This is a genomic window from Streptomyces sp. enrichment culture (assembly GCF_964272855.1).
In the GTDB taxonomy this organism is placed as follows: Bacteria; Actinomycetota; Actinomycetes; order Streptomycetales; family Streptomycetaceae; genus Streptomyces.
Map to the genome: position 1 here is coordinate 1,816,791 of NZ_OZ186847.1, position 17,368 is coordinate 1,834,158.

Consider the following 17,368-nt stretch of genomic DNA (forward strand, 5'->3'; position numbering starts at 1 on the left):
GCGGTTGGGTGAAGGGCGGTCGTGCGGGGCGCTAGTGCACGCCCATCCAGCTCTCGATCGGGTTGAGGGCGAGGAACACCACGAAGATCGCCGTGAGTGCCCACATGAACGCGCTGATCTCGCGGACCTTGCCCTGGGCGGCCTTGATGGCGACGTAGGAGATGACGCCGGCGGCGACACCCGCGGTGATGGAGTACGTGAACGGCATGATCACGACGGTCAGGAAGACCGGGATGGCGGTGGCGCGGTCACCCCAGTCCACGTGGCGGGCGTTCATCATCATCATGGCGCCGATGACCACCAGGGCGGCCGCGGCGACCTCGCCCGGCACGATCGCCGTCAGCGGGGTGAAGAAGAGGCAGGCGGCGAAGAACAGACCGGTGACCACGGAGGCCAGGCCGGTGCGGGCGCCCTCGCCGACGCCGGTCGCGGACTCGACGAACACGGTCTGGCCGGACGCGCCGCCCGCGCCGCCGATCACACCGCCCGCGCCGTCGATGAACAGCGCCTTGGACAGGCCCGGCATCCGGCCCTTGTCGTCGGCGAGCTTGGCCTCGGTGCCGACGCCGATGATGGTCGCCATCGCGTCGAAGAACCCGGCGAGCACCAGGGTGAAGACGATCATGCCGACGGTCATCGCGCCGACCTCGCCCCAGCCGCCGAACTCGACGGCGCCGAAGAGCGAGAAGTCGGGCATGGAGACCGCGCTGCCGTGGAGTTCGGGCGCGCCGCTCGCCCACTGCTTGGGGTCGATGACACCGGCGGCGTTGAGGATCACCGCGATCAGCGTGCCGCCGACGATGCCGATGAGGATGGCGCCGGGGACACCGCGCGCCTGGAGCATGAAGATGGCGAGCAGGGTGACGGAGAACAGCAGCACCGGCCAGCCGGCGAGTTCACCGACGGCGCCGAGCTGGACCGGGCCGCCGCCGGGCGCCGGGTTCTCGTGCACGAACCCGCCCTTGACCAGGCCGATCAGGGCGACGAACAGGCCGATGCCCATGGTGATGGCGTGCTTGAGGGCGAGCGGGATGGCGTTCATGACCATCTCGCGCAGGCCGGTGACGACCAGCAGCATGATGACCACGCCGTACATCACGCACATGCCCATCGCCTGCGGCCAGGTCATCTGCGGGGCGACCTGGGAGGCGAGGACTCCGGAGACGGAGAGGCCGGCGGCGAGGGCCAGCGGCACCTTGCCGACGAAACCCATCAGCAGCGTGGTGAAGGCCGCCGCGAACGCGGTCGCGGTGATGAGGGCCTTCTGGCCGAGCGTGTCCCCCGCGGCGTCCTTGCCGGACAGGATCAGGGGGTTGAGGAGGAGGATGTACGCCATCGCCATGAAGGTGGTGACGCCGCCGCGCACCTCACGCGCGACCGTGGATCCTCTGTGGGATATGTGAAAGTACCGGTCGAGCCAAGAGCGTCCGGCCGGAACGCGGGTTCCCGCGCCCGCGTCCTCCGCGACGGTCTTCGGCTCCAGTGACTGCTGGGTCATGTGGGCCTACTCCCAAGGTTCAAAGGGGCACCCGCAGGAGACCGCGAGGGGGCGGTTGCGGGATTTGGGAAGGTGCTTCGGCCGCACGACCCGGGGGACGGCCCGAGACGAACGATTCAGTCGGTGATGCCAAGTACCGCGAGCGGTGCGGTGCTTGAGTGCTCCGGGCGGCGCGGGGAGGCTGTGACGTTCCGGTGCGCCGCCCGGAGGGTCCTACACGGTGCCGGTGAGGTGCTCGGGGCGCACCGGCGTCCGGTCGAGCTGCAGCCCGGTCGCGTTCCGGATCGCCGCGAGGACGGCCGGGGTCGACGACAGGGTCGGGGCCTCGCCGATGCCGCGCAGCCCGTAGGGGGCGTGCTCGTCGGCGAGTTCGAGCACGTCGACCGGGATGGTCGGCGTGTCGAGGATGGTGGGGATCAGGTAGTCCGTGAAGGAGGGGTTCCGCACCTTCGCCGTCTTCGGGTCGACGACGATCTCCTCCATCACCGCGACGCCGAGACCCTGGGTGGTGCCGCCCTGGATCTGGCCGACGACGGACAGCGGGTTGAGCGCCTTGCCGACGTCCTGGGCGCAGGCCAGTTCGATCACCTTGACCAGGCCCAGCTCGGTGTCGACCTCGACGACCGCGCGGTGCGCGGCGAAGGAGTACTGGACGTGGCCGTTGCCCTGGCCGGTGCGCAGGTCGAAGGCCTCGGTCGGCCGGTGCCGCCACTCCTCCTCGACCTCGACGGTCTCGCCCTCGAGCACGTCGGCCAGGTCGGCGAGGACCTCGCCGCCGTCGGTGACGACCTTGCCGCCCTCCAGCAGGAGTTCGGCGGTCGCCCACGCCGGGTGGTAGGAGCCGAACTTGCGCCGGCCGATCTCCAGGACCTTCTCGCGGACCAGCTCGCAGGCGTTCTTCACGGCGCCGCCGGTGACGTACGTCTGGCGGGAGGCGGACGTGGAACCGGCGCTGCCGACCTGGGTGTCGGCCGGGTGGATGGTCACCTGGGTGACGCCCAGCTCGGTGCGGGCGATCTGCGCGTGGACGGTGACGCCGCCCTGGCCGACCTCCGCCATCGCGGTGTGCACGGTCGCGACCGGCTCGCCGCCGACGACCTCCATGCGCACCCTGGCGGTGGAGTAGTCGTCGAAGCCCTCGGAGAAGCCGACGTTCTTGATGCCGACCGCGTAGCCGACACCGCGGACGACGCCCTCGCCGTGCGTGGTGTTGGACAGACCGCCCGGCAGCTGCCGTACGTCCGCGCCCTCGCTGGACTCCCACTGGCGCTCCGGCGGCATCGGCATCGCCTTGACGCGGCGCAGGAGTTCGGCGACGGGGGCCGGGGAGTCGACGGGCTGCCCGGTGGGCATGATGGTGCCCTGCTCCATGGCGTTCAGCTGCCGGAACTCCACCGGGTCCATGCCGAGCTTCTTCGCCAGCTTGTCCATCTGCGCCTCGTAGGCGAAGCACGCCTGGACCGCGCCGAAGCCGCGCATGGCGCCGCAGGGCGGGTTGTTGGTGTAGAGGGCGATGGCCTCGATGTCGACGTCGTCGATCACGTAGGGGCCGACCGACAGGGACGAGGCGTTGCCGACGACCGCCGGGGAGGCGGAGGCGTACGCGCCGCCGTCCAGGACGATCCGGCACTTCATGTGGGTGAGCTTGCCGTCCTTGGTGGCGCCGTGCTCGTAGTAGAGCTTCGCCGGGTGGCGGTGGACGTGCCCGAAGAAGGACTCGAACCGGTTGTAGACGATCTTCACGGGCTTGCCGGTGCGCAGCGCCAGCAGGCAGGCGTGGATCTGCATCGACAGGTCCTCGCGGCCGCCGAACGCGCCGCCGACGCCGGACAGCGTCATCCGCACCTTGTCCTCGGGCAGGCCGAGCACGGGGGCGATCTGGCGCAGGTCGGAGTGGAGCCACTGGGTGGCGATGTAGAGGTGGACGCCGCCGTCCTCCTCCGGTACGGCGAGGCCGGACTCGGGGCCGAGGAAGGCCTGGTCCTGCATGCCGAAGGTGTACTCGCCCTCGACGATCACGTCGGCCCGCTTGCGGGCCTCCGCCACGTCGCCGCGGATGATCGGCTGGCGGTGGACGATGTTCGGGTGCGGGACGTGACCGCTGTGGTGGTCGTCGCGGTTCTCGTGGACGAGGATCGCGTCCGGGGCGGTCGCGGAGGCCTCGTCGGTGATGACGGGCAGCTCCTTGTAGTCCACCTTGATCTTCGCGGCGGCGCGACGCGCGGTCTCCGGGTGGTCGGCGGCGACGATCGCGACCGGCTCGCCGTGGTGGCGGACCTTGCCGTGGGCGAGGACCGGGGTGTCCTGGATCTCCAGGCCGTAGTTCTTCACCTCGGTGGGCAGGTCGTCGTACGTCAGCACGGCGTACACGCCGGGCATCGCCAGCGCCTCGGAGGTGTCGATCGACACGATCTCGGCGTGGGCGACGGTGGAGCGCAGGATCTGGCCCCACAGCATGTCCTCGTGCCACATGTCGGACGAGTACGCGAACTCGCCGGTGACCTTCAGGGTGCCGTCCGGGCGGAGCGTGGACTCGCCGATGCCGCCCTTGGTCTGGGAGCCCTGGGTGATCTTGGTGGGTGCGCCGGTGGCAGGCATGGTCAGACCCCCTCTGACTGCCGGGCGGCCGCCAGGCGGACCGCGTCCATGATCTTCTCGTAGCCCGTGCAGCGGCACAGGTTGCCCGACAGGGCCTCGCGGATGTCCGCGTCGGTCGGGTTCGGGATGCGCTCCAGGAGCTCGTCGGAGGCGACGAGCAGACCCGGGGTGCAGAAGCCGCACTGGACGGCGCCGGCGTCGATGAACGCCTGCTGGATCGGGGAGAGCTCCGTGCCCTCGCCGGTCTGCGAGTCGGCGCCCTTGGCCTCCCACTGCTGGGCGTCCTGGAGCGTCGTGCCGCAGGCGCCGGTGGCGCAGCCGCCCTCGGCGCGCTGCTTGGCGAAGTCCGCCAGGCCCTCGACGGTGACGACCTCGCGGCCCTCGACCTGCCCGGCGGCGACCAGGCAGGAACACACCGGGACGCCGTCGAGGCGCACGGTGCAGGAGCCGCACTCGCCCTGCTCGCAGGCGTTCTTGGAGCCCGGCAGGCCGAGCCGCTCGCGCAGCACGTACAGCAGGGACTCGCCCTCCCAGACGTCGTCGGCTTCCTGCGGACGTCCGTTGACGGTGAAGTTGACGCGCATTACGCAGCTCCCTCCGAGGCGCGGCGGGCGCCGCGGTACGACTCCCAGGTCCAGGTGAGCGTCCGGCGGGCCATCACGCCGACCGCGTGGCGGCGGTAGCTCGCGGTGCCGCGGACGTCGTCGATCGGGTTGCAGGCGGCGGAGCACAGGTCCGCGAACTGCTTGGCGACCGACGGGGTGATGATCTTGCCGTTGTCCCAGAAGCCGCCCTCTTCCAGAGCCGCGTTCAGGAACTCCTCCGCGGCCTTCGCCCGGACCGGGGTCGGCGCGGCCGAGCCGATGCCGGTGCGCACGGTGCGGGTCTCGGGGTGCAGGGCGAGCCCGAACGCGCACACGGCGATGACCATGGCGTTGCGTGTGCCGACCTTCGAGTACTGCTGGGGGCCGTCCGCCTTCTCGATGTGGACGGCGCGGATCAGCTCGTCGGGGGCGAGCGCGTTGCGCTTCACGCCGGTGTAGAACTCGTCGATCGGGATGCGGCGGCTGCCGCGCACCGACTCGACCTCGACCTCGGCGCCCGCCGCGAGCAGCGCGGGGTGGGCGTCGCCGGCCGGGGAGGCGGTGCCGAGGTTGCCCCCGACGCCGCCGCGGTTGCGGATCTGCGGCGAGGCGACCGTGTGGGAGGCGAGAGCCAGGCCCGGCAGCTCGGCGCGCAGGTTCTCCATGATCTTGGTGTACGGGACGGAGGCACCCAGGCGCACGGAGTCCTCGCCGACCTCCCACTCGGTCAGCTCGCCGATGCGGTTGAGGTCGAGGAGGTACTCGGGCCGGCGGTGGTCGAAGTTGATCTCGACCATCACATCGGTGCCACCCGCAATCGGCACAGCGGTGGGGTGCTCGGCCTTCGCGGCGAGCGCCTCCTCCCAACTGGCGGGGCGAAGGAAGTCCATGACCGGCTCTCTTCTTCGTCTCGTGGGTCGTTCAGATTGAGCCAATCCGTGTGCGGCGGGCCCGGCTCGTTCATGTGCTGTTAACGCGGAGTGATGTCAGTACACAGCGCGGTACTCCAGCGGGGTCAGTCACCGAAACCATGAAGGAGTTGGCTGGCCAGGGCGGTCATCTTGTAGATTCGTATGAACGGAGGCCCCCTGTAACCTCTCTGCTTTCCTCTGGAAACGTCCGACCCGGCCCGCGTGACCTGGGACGCCTCCGAGGAGACGGCGAGCGACCGCACCGGGCGACCATGTGTCGGCCCGTCGAATGGCCCGCTGACCCAAACCCACCAAGACCATCAGTTTCATCGTAGGTTTCGAGACAAAGAACGGCGGCGACGAGAATGCGGCTGCGCGCACTGCTGGACACCGACGCGCTGGGCCTCAGGCTGCTCGGCGGCGAGGACGAGCTGGACCGCGGCGTCCGGGGTGTCATGACCACCGACCTCAGGGACCCCAGCCGCTACCTCTCGGGCGGCGAGCTCGTGCTCACCGGCCTCGCCTGGCGCCGGGACGCCGACGACTCAGAGCCTTTCGTGCGCATCCTGGTGCAGGCCGGCGTCGCCGCCCTCGCCGCGGGCGAGGCCGAGCTGGGGGACGTCCCCGAGGACCTGGTGACGGCCTGTGCCCGGCACCGCCTGCCGCTGTTCGCGGTGCACGAGTCGGTGGCCTTCGCCACGATCACCGAGCACGTCGTCCGGCAGGTCTCCGGCGAGCGCGCCGGCGACCTCGCCGCCGTCGTCGACCGGCACCGGCGGATGATGACCTCCGGCCCCGCGGGCGGCGGCCCCGACGTCGTCCTGGACCTGCTCGGCTCCGACCTGGACCTGCGCGCCTGGGTCCTGTCGCCGACCGGACGGCTGATCGCCGGGCCCAAGGTCGCCGGGCCCGCGCTGCCCGCCGAGCTGTGCGCGAAGCTCTCCGCCGAGCACCTGGCCGCCACCCGCGGCGGCCGGCGCGGCCCGCACCGGCTGCCGGTCGACGGGACGACGTACTCCCTCTTCCCGATCCGCAGCAGCGGCCGCTCCCCGCAGACCGGCCGCGACGTGCGCGAGACGGTGCTGTCCGACTGGCTGCTCGCCGTCGAGGCGGACGCCGGGGACTGGGCCGACGAACGGCTCGACCTGCTGCACGGCGTCACCCAGCTGATCGCCGTGGAGCGGGACCGCCGGGACGCCGCGCGCACCGTGCGGCGGCGGCTCGCCCAGGAGGTGCTGGAGCTGGTGCAGACCGGCGCCCCGCCCGCCGAGATCGCCGCCCGGCTGCGGGTCGCCGCCCCGGTGCTGCTGCCCGGCCTCGGCGCGGCCCCGCACTGGCAGATCGTCGTCGCCCGGGTCGAGTGGGACGGCGACGAGATCGAGTCCGGCCCGGTCGCCCAGTCGCTGCTGGAGGAGGTCCTGGTCGACCCGGTCGCGACCGGCCCCGAGCCTTCCGACCGCATCGCCGTCGCCCACACCGGTGACGAGGCCATCGCCCTCGTCCCGCTGCCCGCCGTCTCCGCCGAGCACGACGGCTCCGAGTCCGGCGTCCTCGCCGACCAGCTGCTGGCCACCGTACGGGAGCCGCTGTCGGCCGGCCTCGACGGCGACGGGCGGCTCACCCTCGGCGTCAGTGCGGCCGTGCACTCCGCGGAGGGCCTGCGCGGCGCGCTGGAGGAGGCCCGGCACGCCCGCCGGGTCGCCGCCGCCCGCACCGGCCGGGTCTGCGCGGCGGGCCACCAGGAACTGGCGTCCCACGTCCTGCTGCTCCCGTTCGTCCCCGACGACGTCCGCCGCGCCTTCACCGCCCGGCTGCTGGACCCGCTGCGCGACTACGACCGCCGGCACCGCGCCGAGCTCATCCCGACCCTGGAGGCGTTCCTGGAGTGCGACGGCTCGTGGACCCGCTGCGCCTCCCGGCTGCACCTGCACGTCAACACACTGCGCTACCGAGTCGGCCGAATCGAGCAGTTGACAGGCCGTGACCTGTCGCGCCTCGAGGACAAGCTGGACTTCTTCCTGGCGCTGCGGATGAGCTGAAACCTGAAGGGGACGCGGAGTCCCACGACTTTGTGAAATCCTTCACCCACCCTCTTGGCCGGGCCGGGCGATTCGTGCTGAGATGCCGCCACCACTCAACAGCTCGACGGCGTGCTCGGGGAGGGCAACGTGGCGCATACCGCCATGTCTGGTAACGGAACGACCGCCGGTGACGATCCACTCCAGACCGCGGTATGGCGGCTGCGCTCGCGCGCCTGCTGGGCCGACGCGGCCGCCCTGCTCCAGCCGGTCACCCCGGCGGCCGCGCTGCAGCGGGCGGCGCTGCTGGTGGAGCGGTGTCTGTACACCGAGCGGGGCTGGGAGGAGGCCGAGGACGCGCTGCGCACGGCCGAGGCGCTGGCCCACGGCGACGACGAACGGGGCGCGGCCGCTTGTGAACGCGGGTACTTGGCGTACGCCGCCACGCTGCACGGGGTGCGGGACCGCGCCGACGAGGCGCGCGCCGCGCTCGGCCGGGCGGCGGCCCTGATCCCGCCGGGGGCGCCGGCGCGGGCCCTGCTGGACTTCCGGCGCGGACTGCTCGCCGAGAACCTGACGCGTTCCCCGCAGGCCGCCCGGGCCGCCTACCGACGCGCCCACGCGGGTGCCACGGCGCAGGCGGATCCGCTGCTGCAGTCCTTCACCTGGCGGCACCTCGCCGGACTCGCCCTGCGGGACGGCGAGTTGGCCGAGGCCCGGCACGGCTTCGCCGAGTCCCTGCGGATCCGCGAGGAACTGGGCTACCTCGTCGGCACGGCCCCCGCGCTCGTCTCGCTGGCCGACACCCAGCCGGAACCGGAAGCCTCCCGCCTGCGGGAGGAGGCCCGCCGTCTGTTCCAGTTGCTGGGCGGGGTGCCGACGTGGCTGGCCCGCCAACTGACGCCTCCGGCACCGGGAGCGGCGACGGCGTGACCGGCTGACGCCTCGCGGACCCGCGCGGCGGTCCCCCTCAGCGCCGGGTCACGCGCCCACGCCGGGGTAGTGCTCTCCCACCAGCGCCCGGACGCCGTCCGCGTCCCCGGCGATCAGCGCGTCCAGCAGCCCCACGTGCTGCGCCGCGTCCGTCATCAGCTCGGTGCGGGTGCGGGCGGCCGGCCCGCCGGTGAGCGGCCACTGCACCCGCCGGTGCAGGTCGTCGGCGATCCGCACCAGTTGCTCGTTGCCCGCGAGGCTCAGCACGGCGCGGTGGAACGCCCGGTCCGCCTCGGCGTAGGTGGCCCGGCAGCCGGACGCCGCCGCCCGCACGGTCGCCTCCGCGAGCGGCCGCAGTTCGGCCCACCGCGCGGCGGGCACGGCGCCGGCGAGCCGCAGCAGTACCGGCACCTCGATCAGCGCCCGGACCTCTGCCAGTTCCGCCAGCTCCCGCGCGTCCCGCTCGACGACCCGGAAGCCCCGGTTGGGCACAACCTCGACGGCCCCCTCCAGCGCGAGCTGCTGCATGGCCTCACGGACGGGTGTCGCCGACACCCCGAACCGCTCGCCGAGCGCGGGCGCCGAGTACACGGCGCCGGGGCGCAGCTCGCCGGTGGCCAGCGCGGTGCGCAGCGCCTGGAGGATCTGCCCGCGTACGGAGGACCGCTGCACGACGGGCCGGGCCGGCCCGGGCCGCGACTGCGGAAACGGTTGTTCGCTGTGCGTGTGCTCACCGCGCACCGCCCCGGCACGCCGCTCCCCGGCGGCACCGCTCCCGTCGCCGACCGGGCCCGCGACACCCGCCCCGCCCTGCGCCTGCGGCGGCACCCGCGTCGCGGGCGTCTCCCCGCCGCCCGACGGAAGACCGGAGGCATCCGAGGCACCGTGGCCCGGCTCGGCGGAACCGCGCGCGGCCTGCTTCACGGGTGCCTCCAGACGGGCTTGTCGTCGGTTGTCGTCGGTTGTCGGTGGTTGGGCAGATTACGGCCGGTTGTCACTCGACCGTCAAGCACCTTAGGCGGACTACGCGGTAGTTCAAACTCCCGAGCGATTGGGTAAGGTTAGGCTTACCTACAAGATCTCGATCGGTGGTCCTGGTATGCCTGTGCCCTCGTCGGCCGTCGCGGACGCGTTCGCCCGCCTCACCGAGGTGCTCCCGGGCCTTGCCGTCACCGAACTGGACTCCGGGGAACCGGCCCCCCGGGGCGGCGGATGGGTCGCCGCCGCCTCGCTCGCGGAAGGCGGAGCCGGCCTCGACTCCTTCCTGGCCTGGGACGACGCCCAGGTCGTCCGGGACTACGGCCAGCAGGCCCGCCCGGACGTGATCGCCAGCTTCGGCCTGCACCGCTACGCCTGGCCGGCCTGCCTGCTGATCACCGTCCCGTGGTTCCTGCACCGCCGCGTCCCCCGCTTCCCCGTGACGCATGTCTCGTACGACCGCTCCGCCCCCGGCCTGTCCATGGGCCGCCTGGCCGTGCGGTCCGCCGGCTTCGCCTGCCTGCCCGGCGACCCGGCCGCCGCGCTGCCCGGCGCCCGGGTGGTCACCGGCGAGGAGGCGCTGCGCGCCGAGGTGCGGGCCGCGGTCGCCGAGCACCTGGAGCCGGTCCTCGGCGGCTTCGGCCCCCGGATGCGCCGGCGCGGCCGCGCGCTGTGGGGCATGGCGACCGACGAGGTCGTGGAGGGGCTGTGGTACGTCGCCCATCTGCTGGGCGAGCAGGAGCGGGCGCGGCACGAGCTGGAGCTGCTGCTGCCGGGGGCGACCAAGCCGTACGTCGGCTCGGCCGCGTTCCGTGAGCTGACCGGCCCGAACGGCGAGTCGCTGCCCACCCGGGACCGGGCGAGCTGCTGCATGTTCTACACGCTGCGCCCGGAGGACACCTGCGCCACCTGCCCGCGCACCTGTGACGCGGACCGGATCGTCAAGCTGGCGGCCTCGGCGGCCGCGAGCTGATCCATCGTCACTTCTGTCCCTTAAGGGTGCCTGCGACCCCTGTGTCCGTGAAGCCACAAGTGGTTCACGCAATCCTCACGTGTCGCGGGAACTTTCCGCGGAACCACCCGTGCGGGTAATCTTCGTTCGAACTCAACTCCCACCCCTCAAGCGGAAGTTCGAGCATAACGCGGCCCCGGGCAGCCCCTTGCGCCTCCTTGGCGGCCTCTTGCCCCGAAACCCCCTGAGGGCCTGCGGGTTTGGGCCACTATGGCGGGCGTTACGCCCTATCCCAATGCAAGGGACCCCCAGATGAGACTGACCGAGATATCGCTGAACTGGCTGCTTCCGGGCGCCGTACTGCTCCTGGGCATGCTGGCGGCGGTGGCGGTGCTCGCGCGCGGCAAGCGGGCCGCGGGGAAGGACTCGAGCGCCGACGACTCGTGGGAGCGCAGCGAGGAGCGCCGCAGACGCAAAGAGGCCATCTACGGCACCGTTTCCTACGTTCTCCTCTTCTGCTGCGCCGCGGTCGCGGCGGCGCTCTCCTTCCACGGTCTGGTCGGCTTCGGCGAGCAGAACCTCGGCCTCACCGGCGGCTGGCAGTACCTGGTGCCGTTCGGTCTCGACGGCGCGGCGATGTTCTGCTCCGTCCTCGCGGTGCGCGAGGCCAGCCACGGTGACGCGGCGCTCGGTTCCCGGATACTCGTGTGGACCTTCGCCCTGGCCGCCGCCTGGTTCAACTGGGTGCACGCACCCCGCGGCGCGGGCCACGCCGGCGCCCCCCACTTCTTCGCGGGCATGTCGCTGTCCGCCGCCGTGCTCTTCGACCGCGCGCTGAAGCAGACCCGCCGCGCCGCCCTGCGCGAGCAGGGACTGGTCCCGCGGCCGCTGCCGCAGATCCGTATCGTGCGCTGGCTGCGCGCGCCGCGCGAGACGTACCGCGCCTGGTCCCTGATGCTGCTGGAGGGCGTGCGCAGCCTCGACGAGGCGGTCGAGGAGGTCCGCGAGGACAAGCGCCAGAAGGAGCAGGAGCGGATGCGCCGCCGCGACAAGGAGCGCCTGGAGCGCGCCCAGCTGAAGGCGATCAGCCGGGGCCACCGCGGCTTCGTCGGCCGGGGCGGCGGCCGTCAGGTGGAACTGCCGTCCGTGGAGCAGGGCTCCGACATGGTCTCCGCGGAGCCTGCCATATCCACCCCGGAACCGCTGCCGGTACGCACCCGGCCCTCCCTGCAGCCGGTCCGAGGCTCGTCCGCTGACCCGATCACCGTGGACCTGACCGCGGAGGACGACACGATGGCCCTGCCCCGGCTGGAATCCCTGGAGCGCAAGCTCAAGGACCTGGAGCAGCAGTTCGGCTAGCCCGTACCGGGGGGACCGGGCGACGACGGGACGGGGTGCGGCCGCAGGTGCCGCACCCCGTCCCGTTCGTTCACCGTCGTCCGGCCCGCGGCCGGTGCGTCACGCGGCGTCCGCGCCCAGCTCGAACCAGACCGACTTGCCCACCGCGTGCGGCCGTACGCCCCACGCGTCGGCGAGCGACTGCACCAGCAGCAGGCCCCGGCCGTGCGTACCGTCGTCGGCGTCCGGTGCGCTCGGCCGGGGCCTGCGGGCGACGAAGTCCCGCACCTCCACCCGTAGTCCGCGCGGTCCGACGGTGGCCGTCAGGACCGCGTCGTCGTCGGTGTGCACGAGGGCGTTGGTGACGAGTTCGCTGGTGAGCAGTTCCGCCACGTCCGAGCAGCCGGGAGCCCCCCAGCGCCGGAGCAGTTCGCGCAGCTCCCGGCGGGCCTCCGGGACGGCCCGGAGGTCAGCCCGGCCCAGTCTGCGCCTCAGTTGGGGCGCCGGTGACTGCTCTGCGGCGCCGTCGGACTCTTCCTCCACCGTTCCTGCCGAGAAGGCCCCGACCGTCGTGGGACCGCCCCCTCGTGCCTGCCTCTTCATCTCCCCCGCCCGCGTGCCGATGTCGGTTTCCCTCCTGCTCGAACACGTTCACGGGGATCCATGCCCCGTGGGCACCGGGCCAGTCATCTCGGATCGCGGACGAAAGGGGTTCGGCCACGGCGGGAACGGTCCGGGGCGGCCGGACCGGCCCCGGCCCGCGCGTCCCGCGCCGCGGGCGAGCGGCGGAGATCGGCTCAACTGTCTATTGCCGACTGCCGTTCCGGCCGTACCCGGCCAAGAGATGGGGCGGATGGTTCCCCGGCGGTGGCCGTCCCGGGGGCGCCTCCCCTCCGGTGCCCCCGGGACGAAAGTGGCCGGAACACGTCCGTCCCGGGGCCGCCCTCCCGACCCCCGTGGCGGGAAGACGGCCACCGGGCCGGCCTCGCGACGGTCCTCCGTCCGCTCAGTACAGCTTGTTCACCGCGGTCGTCGTCGTCTTCTTGAAGGCGCCGACCGGCGCGTCGCCGAAGTCGCCCAGCTGCGACCACTCGACGACGGTGACGGTCCGCCCGTCGCGTCCCACGCCCAGCAGGCGGATGTCGGTGGCACCCCAGCCGGTCTCGGTGTGCAGACCGTGGACGCGGGCGCCCTCCTCGACCGGCAGGCTCCCGTAACCGCGGTACGCCGCCTCCACCTCCGGGTCGGCCTGCTCGAGGCGGGCCGCGCAGGTCTTGATCTCCCGGTTCATCCGGTCCGCCAGCGCCTTCGCCTTCGCGGTCGTGCCGGTGACGATGGTGAGCTGGCGGGCACCGGTGTCCAGGTCGGTGTGGAACGCGCGGTAACGGGAGTCGTAGCCGGGGAACACCTCGTCCAGGCAGAGCCGCAGCTCGTCCGGGACCCCGTCGGTGACCTCGCCCGCCGTCCAGGACGACGACGGGTGCGGCGGCAGGTCGGCGGCCGAGAGGAAGGCGGGCGCGGGCGCGGCGCCCGCCGGGCCGGCAAGTGCGGTGAGGCCGGTGAGTGCGGCGACGGCGAGTACGGTGAGCGCGCCGGCTCGGGTGCGGATGGGCATGGGTCTCCCCGTGTGCGAGTGCGTACGTCGTGGGCTGCCGCGCTCCGCCGGACGGTCGAACCGGCGCTCGGTGCGGCACCAAGAGCATCGGCCGCGGTCGCCGGCGGACGCAACAGGGGACGCCGGATCCGCCGGCATGGAACCATCCCATGCCGTCTGACGTGCAGTGATATGGAGTACCTGGGATGCCGTCCCGGGACGTGAGCGCACCGGGGGAAGGGTGTCCGGACAGGACGACGTCGCCGAGTTCGCGGCGCTGCTGCGAGAGCTGAAGGACCGCACGGACCGCAGCTACGGCTCGCTGGCCCGCCGCCTGAACATGAACACCTCCACTCTGCACCGCTACTGCGCCGGAGACGCGGTCCCGCAGGACTTCGCCCCCGTCGAACGCTTCGCCGCGCTGTGCGGGGCGACCCCCGAGGAACGGCTGGAACTGCACCGCCGGTGGCTGTCGGCGGCAGCGGCCCGGCGCCGGCCGCGCGGGGAACAGGGGGCGGTGACGGACGGGGCCGGGGCAGCCGGGGAGGCTGCCGGGTTGGGGGAGGCTGCCGCACCTGCGGAGGCCACCGGGCCGGTGAAGGCCGCCACACCGGAGGAGGGCGCCGCAGCCGACGCGCCGACGGCACCGGCGGAAGCCGGTGCACGGGCGGACGCCACCGCACCGGCGGAAGGCATCGCACTCGTGGAGGCCGCCACACCGGACGAGCCCACCGCACCCCACGAACCGACGACACCGGCGGACGCCACCGCGCCGGGCGAGCCAACCGCGTCGGCAGAGGCCGTCGCAGCCGCGTCGGTGCCGGGACTCGCGCCGGCACCGGGACCCGTTCCGGAAGCCACTGCCCCGGCCCCGGTGCTGCCCGCCCCCTGGTACCGCCGTCGCCGTACCGTCGTCAGTGCCGCCGTCGCCTGCGTCCTGCTCGCCACGGTGGGCGGCCTCGCCGCGCTGCCCACCGAGCGCGGTCCCTCGGCCGCCGGGGCCGCGCCTTCGTCCCGTACGGCGGACTCCGCCACCGCGGACTCCCGTACGGCGCCCACCGGGCCCCCCACCCGCACGCCGAGCCGCTCCGCGACACCGTCGGAGACATCGGTTCCGGCGACCTCGTCGCCGCCCGCGCGGGGCGAGGGACGGTCCGCCGGTCCCTCCCCCACCGGCCGCGGCACGCCCGCCGCCCCCGCCGCCCCGCTCGCCTGGACCGCCGACTCCCAGGTGTGGGCGCTCGGCTGCGGTCACGACTACGTCGTCGCCGCGCCGCCGGACCGGGTGCCGCCGCCCCCGGTCCCGCAGGACGCCGGGACGTGGGCGGCGGCGCAGGGCGCGGTGCACGGCAGGGAGACGAACGTGCGGATCTCCGTGCAGGGGCTGTCGTCCACGGCCGTCGTGCTGGAGGCGCTGCGGGTGCGCGTGGCCGGGCGGACCGAGCCCGCGGCCGGCAACGCCTACGCGATGGACGAGGGCTGCGGCGGTTCGATCACGCCCCGGCACTTCGCGGTGGACCTGGACAAGGACCGGCCGATCGCCCGTTCGGTGGCCGGGAACGACGCGGGCACGCCGATCCCGGCGGTCCGGCTGCCGTACCGGGTGTCGGCGGAGGACCCGGAGGTGCTGCTGGTCACCGCGCGGACCGCGGGCTGCGACTGCCGCTGGTACCTGGAGCTGGACTGGTCCTCCCAGGGCCGCACGGGCACCGTCCGGATCGACGACCACGGCCGCCCGTTCCGCACCAGCGCCATCGAGGACCTGCCCCGCTACACCTACGACACCTCCGCCCGCCGCTGGGCGCCTTACAGCTAGGGCGTGTCCGCAAAGTAGCGCCGTTCCACGAACACCCCCGACGGCCGGCCCGGCTCGGCGGCCTCCGTCATGGTGGCAGTGGGCTGCCATGAGCACCATGGGCGTCCGCCCCCAGCTCGCGTGAATGCGCCTGTGCGCCCTCCCCACGCGCTCTGCGTCACCCGCCCCGGGGCCCCGCCGCCGAGCGGAACGCCACCCGGGCACCCACCGCCCAGCGGAGCGCCGCCCTGGCGACCGCCGCCACGGCTGCGGCGGATGGAACGCCTGCCGCGGCTTCGCGGACATGCCCTAGGGGTGTCTCATCGATCAGGCCGGATCAGCCCGGCATGATCGGCGAGACGCCCCCTAGGGCCGCGGCACGTTGCGGAGGTTGGAGCGGGCCATCTGGAGCATGCGGCCGACGCCGCCGTCCAGCACGATCTTCGACGCGGACAGGGCGAAGCCGGTGACCATCTCGGCCTTGATCTTCGGGGGGATCGACAGGGCGTTGGGGTCGGTGACGACGTCGACGAGTGCGGGGCCCCTGTGTTTGAAGGCGTCCTTGAGCGCACCGGCGAGCTGCTTGGGCTTCTCGACGCGGACGCCGTAGGCGCCGCAGGCGCGGGCGACGGCGGCGAAGTCCGGGTTGGCGTTGGCGGTGCCGTAGGAGGGGAGGCCTGCGACCAGCATCTCCAGCTCGACCATGCCGAGGGAGGAGTTGTTGAAGAGTACGACCTTCACCGGCAGGTCGTACTGGACGAGGGTGAGGAAGTCGCCCATCAGCATGGAGAACCCGCCGTCACCGGACATCGACACGACCTGGCGGCGGCGGTCGGTGAACTGCGCCCCGATCGCCATCGGCAGCGCGTTCGCCATGGAGCCGTGGGAGAAGGAGCCGATGATGCGGCGCCGGCCGTTGGGCGAGATGTAGCGGGCCGCCCAGACGTTGCACATGCCGGTGTCGACCGTGAACACGGCGTCCTCGGCGGCGACTTCGTCGAGGACGGAGGCGACGTACTCGGGGTGGATCGGGATGTGCCTGTCGACCTTGCGGGTGTACGCCTTGACGACGCCCTCCAGCGCGTCCGCGTGTTTCTTCAGCATCTTGTCGAGGAACCGGCGGTTCTCCTTGGCCCGCACCCGCGGGATGAGACAGCGCAGCGTCTCCTTCACATCGCCCCACACGGCGAGGTCCAGCTTGGAGCGCCGGCCGAGGTGTTCGGGCCGTACGTCGACCTGGGCGATGGCCACGTCGTCCGGCAGGAAGGCGTTGTACGGGAAGTCGGTGCCGAGCAGCAGGAGCAGGTCGCACTCGTGAGTGGCCTCGTAGGCGGCGCCGTAGCCGAGCAGTCCGCTCATGCCGACGTCGTACGGGTTGTCGTACTGGATGTGCTCCTTGCCGCGCAGGGCGTGCCCCACCGGTGACTTGATCTTCTCCGCGAACTCCATGACCTCGGCGTGCGCGCCCGCGGTGCCGCTGCCGCAGAACAGGGTGACCTTGTCGGCCGCGTCGATCATCCTGACCAGCCGGTCGATCTCGGCGTCGCCGGGGCGGACCGTGGGCCGGGCGGTGACCAGGGCGGTCTCGGCGGCCCGGTCGGGGGCGGGTTCGGCGGCGATGTCGCCGGGGAGGGAGACCACGCTGACGCCGGAACGGCCGACCGCGTTCTGGATGGCGGTCTGCAGCAGCCGGGGCATCTGCTTCGGGCTGGAGATCAGCTCGCTGTAGTGGCTGCACTCCTGGAACAGCCGGTCGGGGTGGGTCTCCTGGAAGTAGCCGAGGCCGATCTCGCTGGACGGGATGTGCGAGGCGAGGGCGAGGACCGGGGCCATGGAGCGGTGGGCGTCGTACAGGCCGTTGATGAGGTGGAGGTTGCCGGGGCCGCAGGAGCCGGCGCAGGCCGTCAGCCTGCCGGTGATCTGGGCTTCGGCGCCGGCCGCGAAGGCGGCGGTCTCCTCGTGCCGGACGTGGATCCAGTCGATGGCGGAGTTGCGGCGGACGGCGTCGACGACGGGGTTGAGGCTGTCGCCCACGACGCCGTACAGGTGTTTGACTCCGGCGCGGGCGAGGATGTCGACGAACTGCTCGGCGACGTTCTGCTTGGCCATGGATCCATGCACCCCTTGGGTCTCGTCCCGCTCCTCGGGTCCGTCCCTCCATCAATCCAC

At 72.9% G+C, this 17,368-nt stretch carries 13 protein-coding genes; 5 read left to right on the top strand and 8 right to left on the bottom strand.

The annotated features are described in order from the left end of the window. Window positions 1-31: 31 nt before the first annotated feature. The 4 genes from ACSU6L_RS07865 to ACSU6L_RS07880 form a co-directional block, all read right to left on the bottom strand. Entirely contained in the window at window positions 32-1,498 is a 1,467-nt protein-coding gene (locus ACSU6L_RS07865; RefSeq protein WP_437054910.1) for an NCS2 family permease, read from the bottom strand. 213 nt (window positions 1,499-1,711) lie between these two features. Further along, window positions 1,712-4,096: a xanthine dehydrogenase family protein molybdopterin-binding subunit gene (locus ACSU6L_RS07870; RefSeq protein WP_437054912.1), complete on the bottom strand. Its 2,385-nt coding sequence runs from the start codon at window positions 4,094-4,096 to the stop codon at window positions 1,712-1,714. Between the two features lie 2 nt (window positions 4,097-4,098). After that, window positions 4,099-4,680 (bottom strand): (2Fe-2S)-binding protein, encoded by a 582-nt coding sequence (locus ACSU6L_RS07875; RefSeq protein WP_437054914.1) that lies wholly within the window; start codon window positions 4,678-4,680, stop codon window positions 4,099-4,101. Beyond that, entirely contained in the window at window positions 4,680-5,570 is an 891-nt protein-coding gene (locus ACSU6L_RS07880; protein WP_437054916.1) for an FAD binding domain-containing protein, read from the bottom strand. The genes ACSU6L_RS07875 and ACSU6L_RS07880 overlap by 1 nt, the downstream gene beginning before the upstream one ends. Before the next feature lie 386 nt (window positions 5,571-5,956). Between ACSU6L_RS07880 and ACSU6L_RS07885 the strand changes: the two genes are divergently transcribed. Then, window positions 5,957-7,630 carry a PucR family transcriptional regulator gene (locus ACSU6L_RS07885; protein WP_437054918.1) on the top strand — a complete coding sequence of 558 codons (1,674 nt, stop codon included), beginning with the start codon at window positions 5,957-5,959 and terminating at the stop codon, window positions 7,628-7,630. 144 nt (window positions 7,631-7,774) lie between these two features. Continuing rightward, window positions 7,775-8,542, top strand: a complete 768-nt coding sequence (locus tag ACSU6L_RS07890; RefSeq protein WP_073939538.1) for a hypothetical protein — start codon at window positions 7,775-7,777, stop codon at window positions 8,540-8,542. Window positions 8,543-8,590: 48 nt separating this feature from the next. On the opposite strand, the gene ACSU6L_RS07895 is transcribed toward ACSU6L_RS07890, so the two are convergent. Next, complete coding sequence (locus ACSU6L_RS07895) at window positions 8,591-9,466, bottom strand: GntR family transcriptional regulator (protein WP_437054921.1); 876 nt, start codon at window positions 9,464-9,466, stop codon at window positions 8,591-8,593. 175 nt (window positions 9,467-9,641) lie between these two features. On the opposite strand from ACSU6L_RS07895, the gene ACSU6L_RS07900 reads away from it, so the two are divergent. Then, window positions 9,642-10,493 (top strand): (2Fe-2S)-binding protein, encoded by an 852-nt coding sequence (locus ACSU6L_RS07900; protein ID WP_437054923.1) that lies wholly within the window; start codon window positions 9,642-9,644, stop codon window positions 10,491-10,493. 291 nt (window positions 10,494-10,784) lie between these two features. Beyond that, window positions 10,785-11,831, top strand: a complete 1,047-nt coding sequence (locus ACSU6L_RS07905; protein ID WP_073939070.1) for a DUF2637 domain-containing protein — start codon at window positions 10,785-10,787, stop codon at window positions 11,829-11,831. Between the two features lie 99 nt (window positions 11,832-11,930). On the opposite strand, the gene ACSU6L_RS07910 is transcribed toward ACSU6L_RS07905, so the two are convergent. Both ACSU6L_RS07910 and ACSU6L_RS07915 read right to left on the bottom strand, forming a co-directional pair. Continuing rightward, window positions 11,931-12,413 (bottom strand): ATP-binding protein, encoded by a 483-nt coding sequence (locus ACSU6L_RS07910; protein WP_437054925.1) that lies wholly within the window; start codon window positions 12,411-12,413, stop codon window positions 11,931-11,933. Between the two features lie 403 nt (window positions 12,414-12,816). After that, the gene (locus ACSU6L_RS07915) at window positions 12,817-13,425 is read right to left on the bottom strand and encodes a hypothetical protein (RefSeq protein WP_437054927.1); all 609 of its coding nucleotides are present in this window, start codon (window positions 13,423-13,425) and stop codon (window positions 12,817-12,819) included. Window positions 13,426-13,645: 220 nt separating this feature from the next. Here ACSU6L_RS07915 and ACSU6L_RS07920 point away from each other — a divergent pair, with 220 nt between their 5' ends. Continuing rightward, entirely contained in the window at window positions 13,646-15,220 is a 1,575-nt protein-coding gene (locus ACSU6L_RS07920; protein WP_437054929.1) for a helix-turn-helix domain-containing protein, read from the top strand. Between the two features lie 345 nt (window positions 15,221-15,565). Here ACSU6L_RS07920 and ACSU6L_RS07925 read toward each other — a convergent pair whose 3' ends face one another. Then, window positions 15,566-17,308 (bottom strand): pyruvate dehydrogenase, encoded by a 1,743-nt coding sequence (locus ACSU6L_RS07925; RefSeq protein ID WP_437054931.1) that lies wholly within the window; start codon window positions 17,306-17,308, stop codon window positions 15,566-15,568. Window positions 17,309-17,368: the final 60 nt, after the last annotated feature.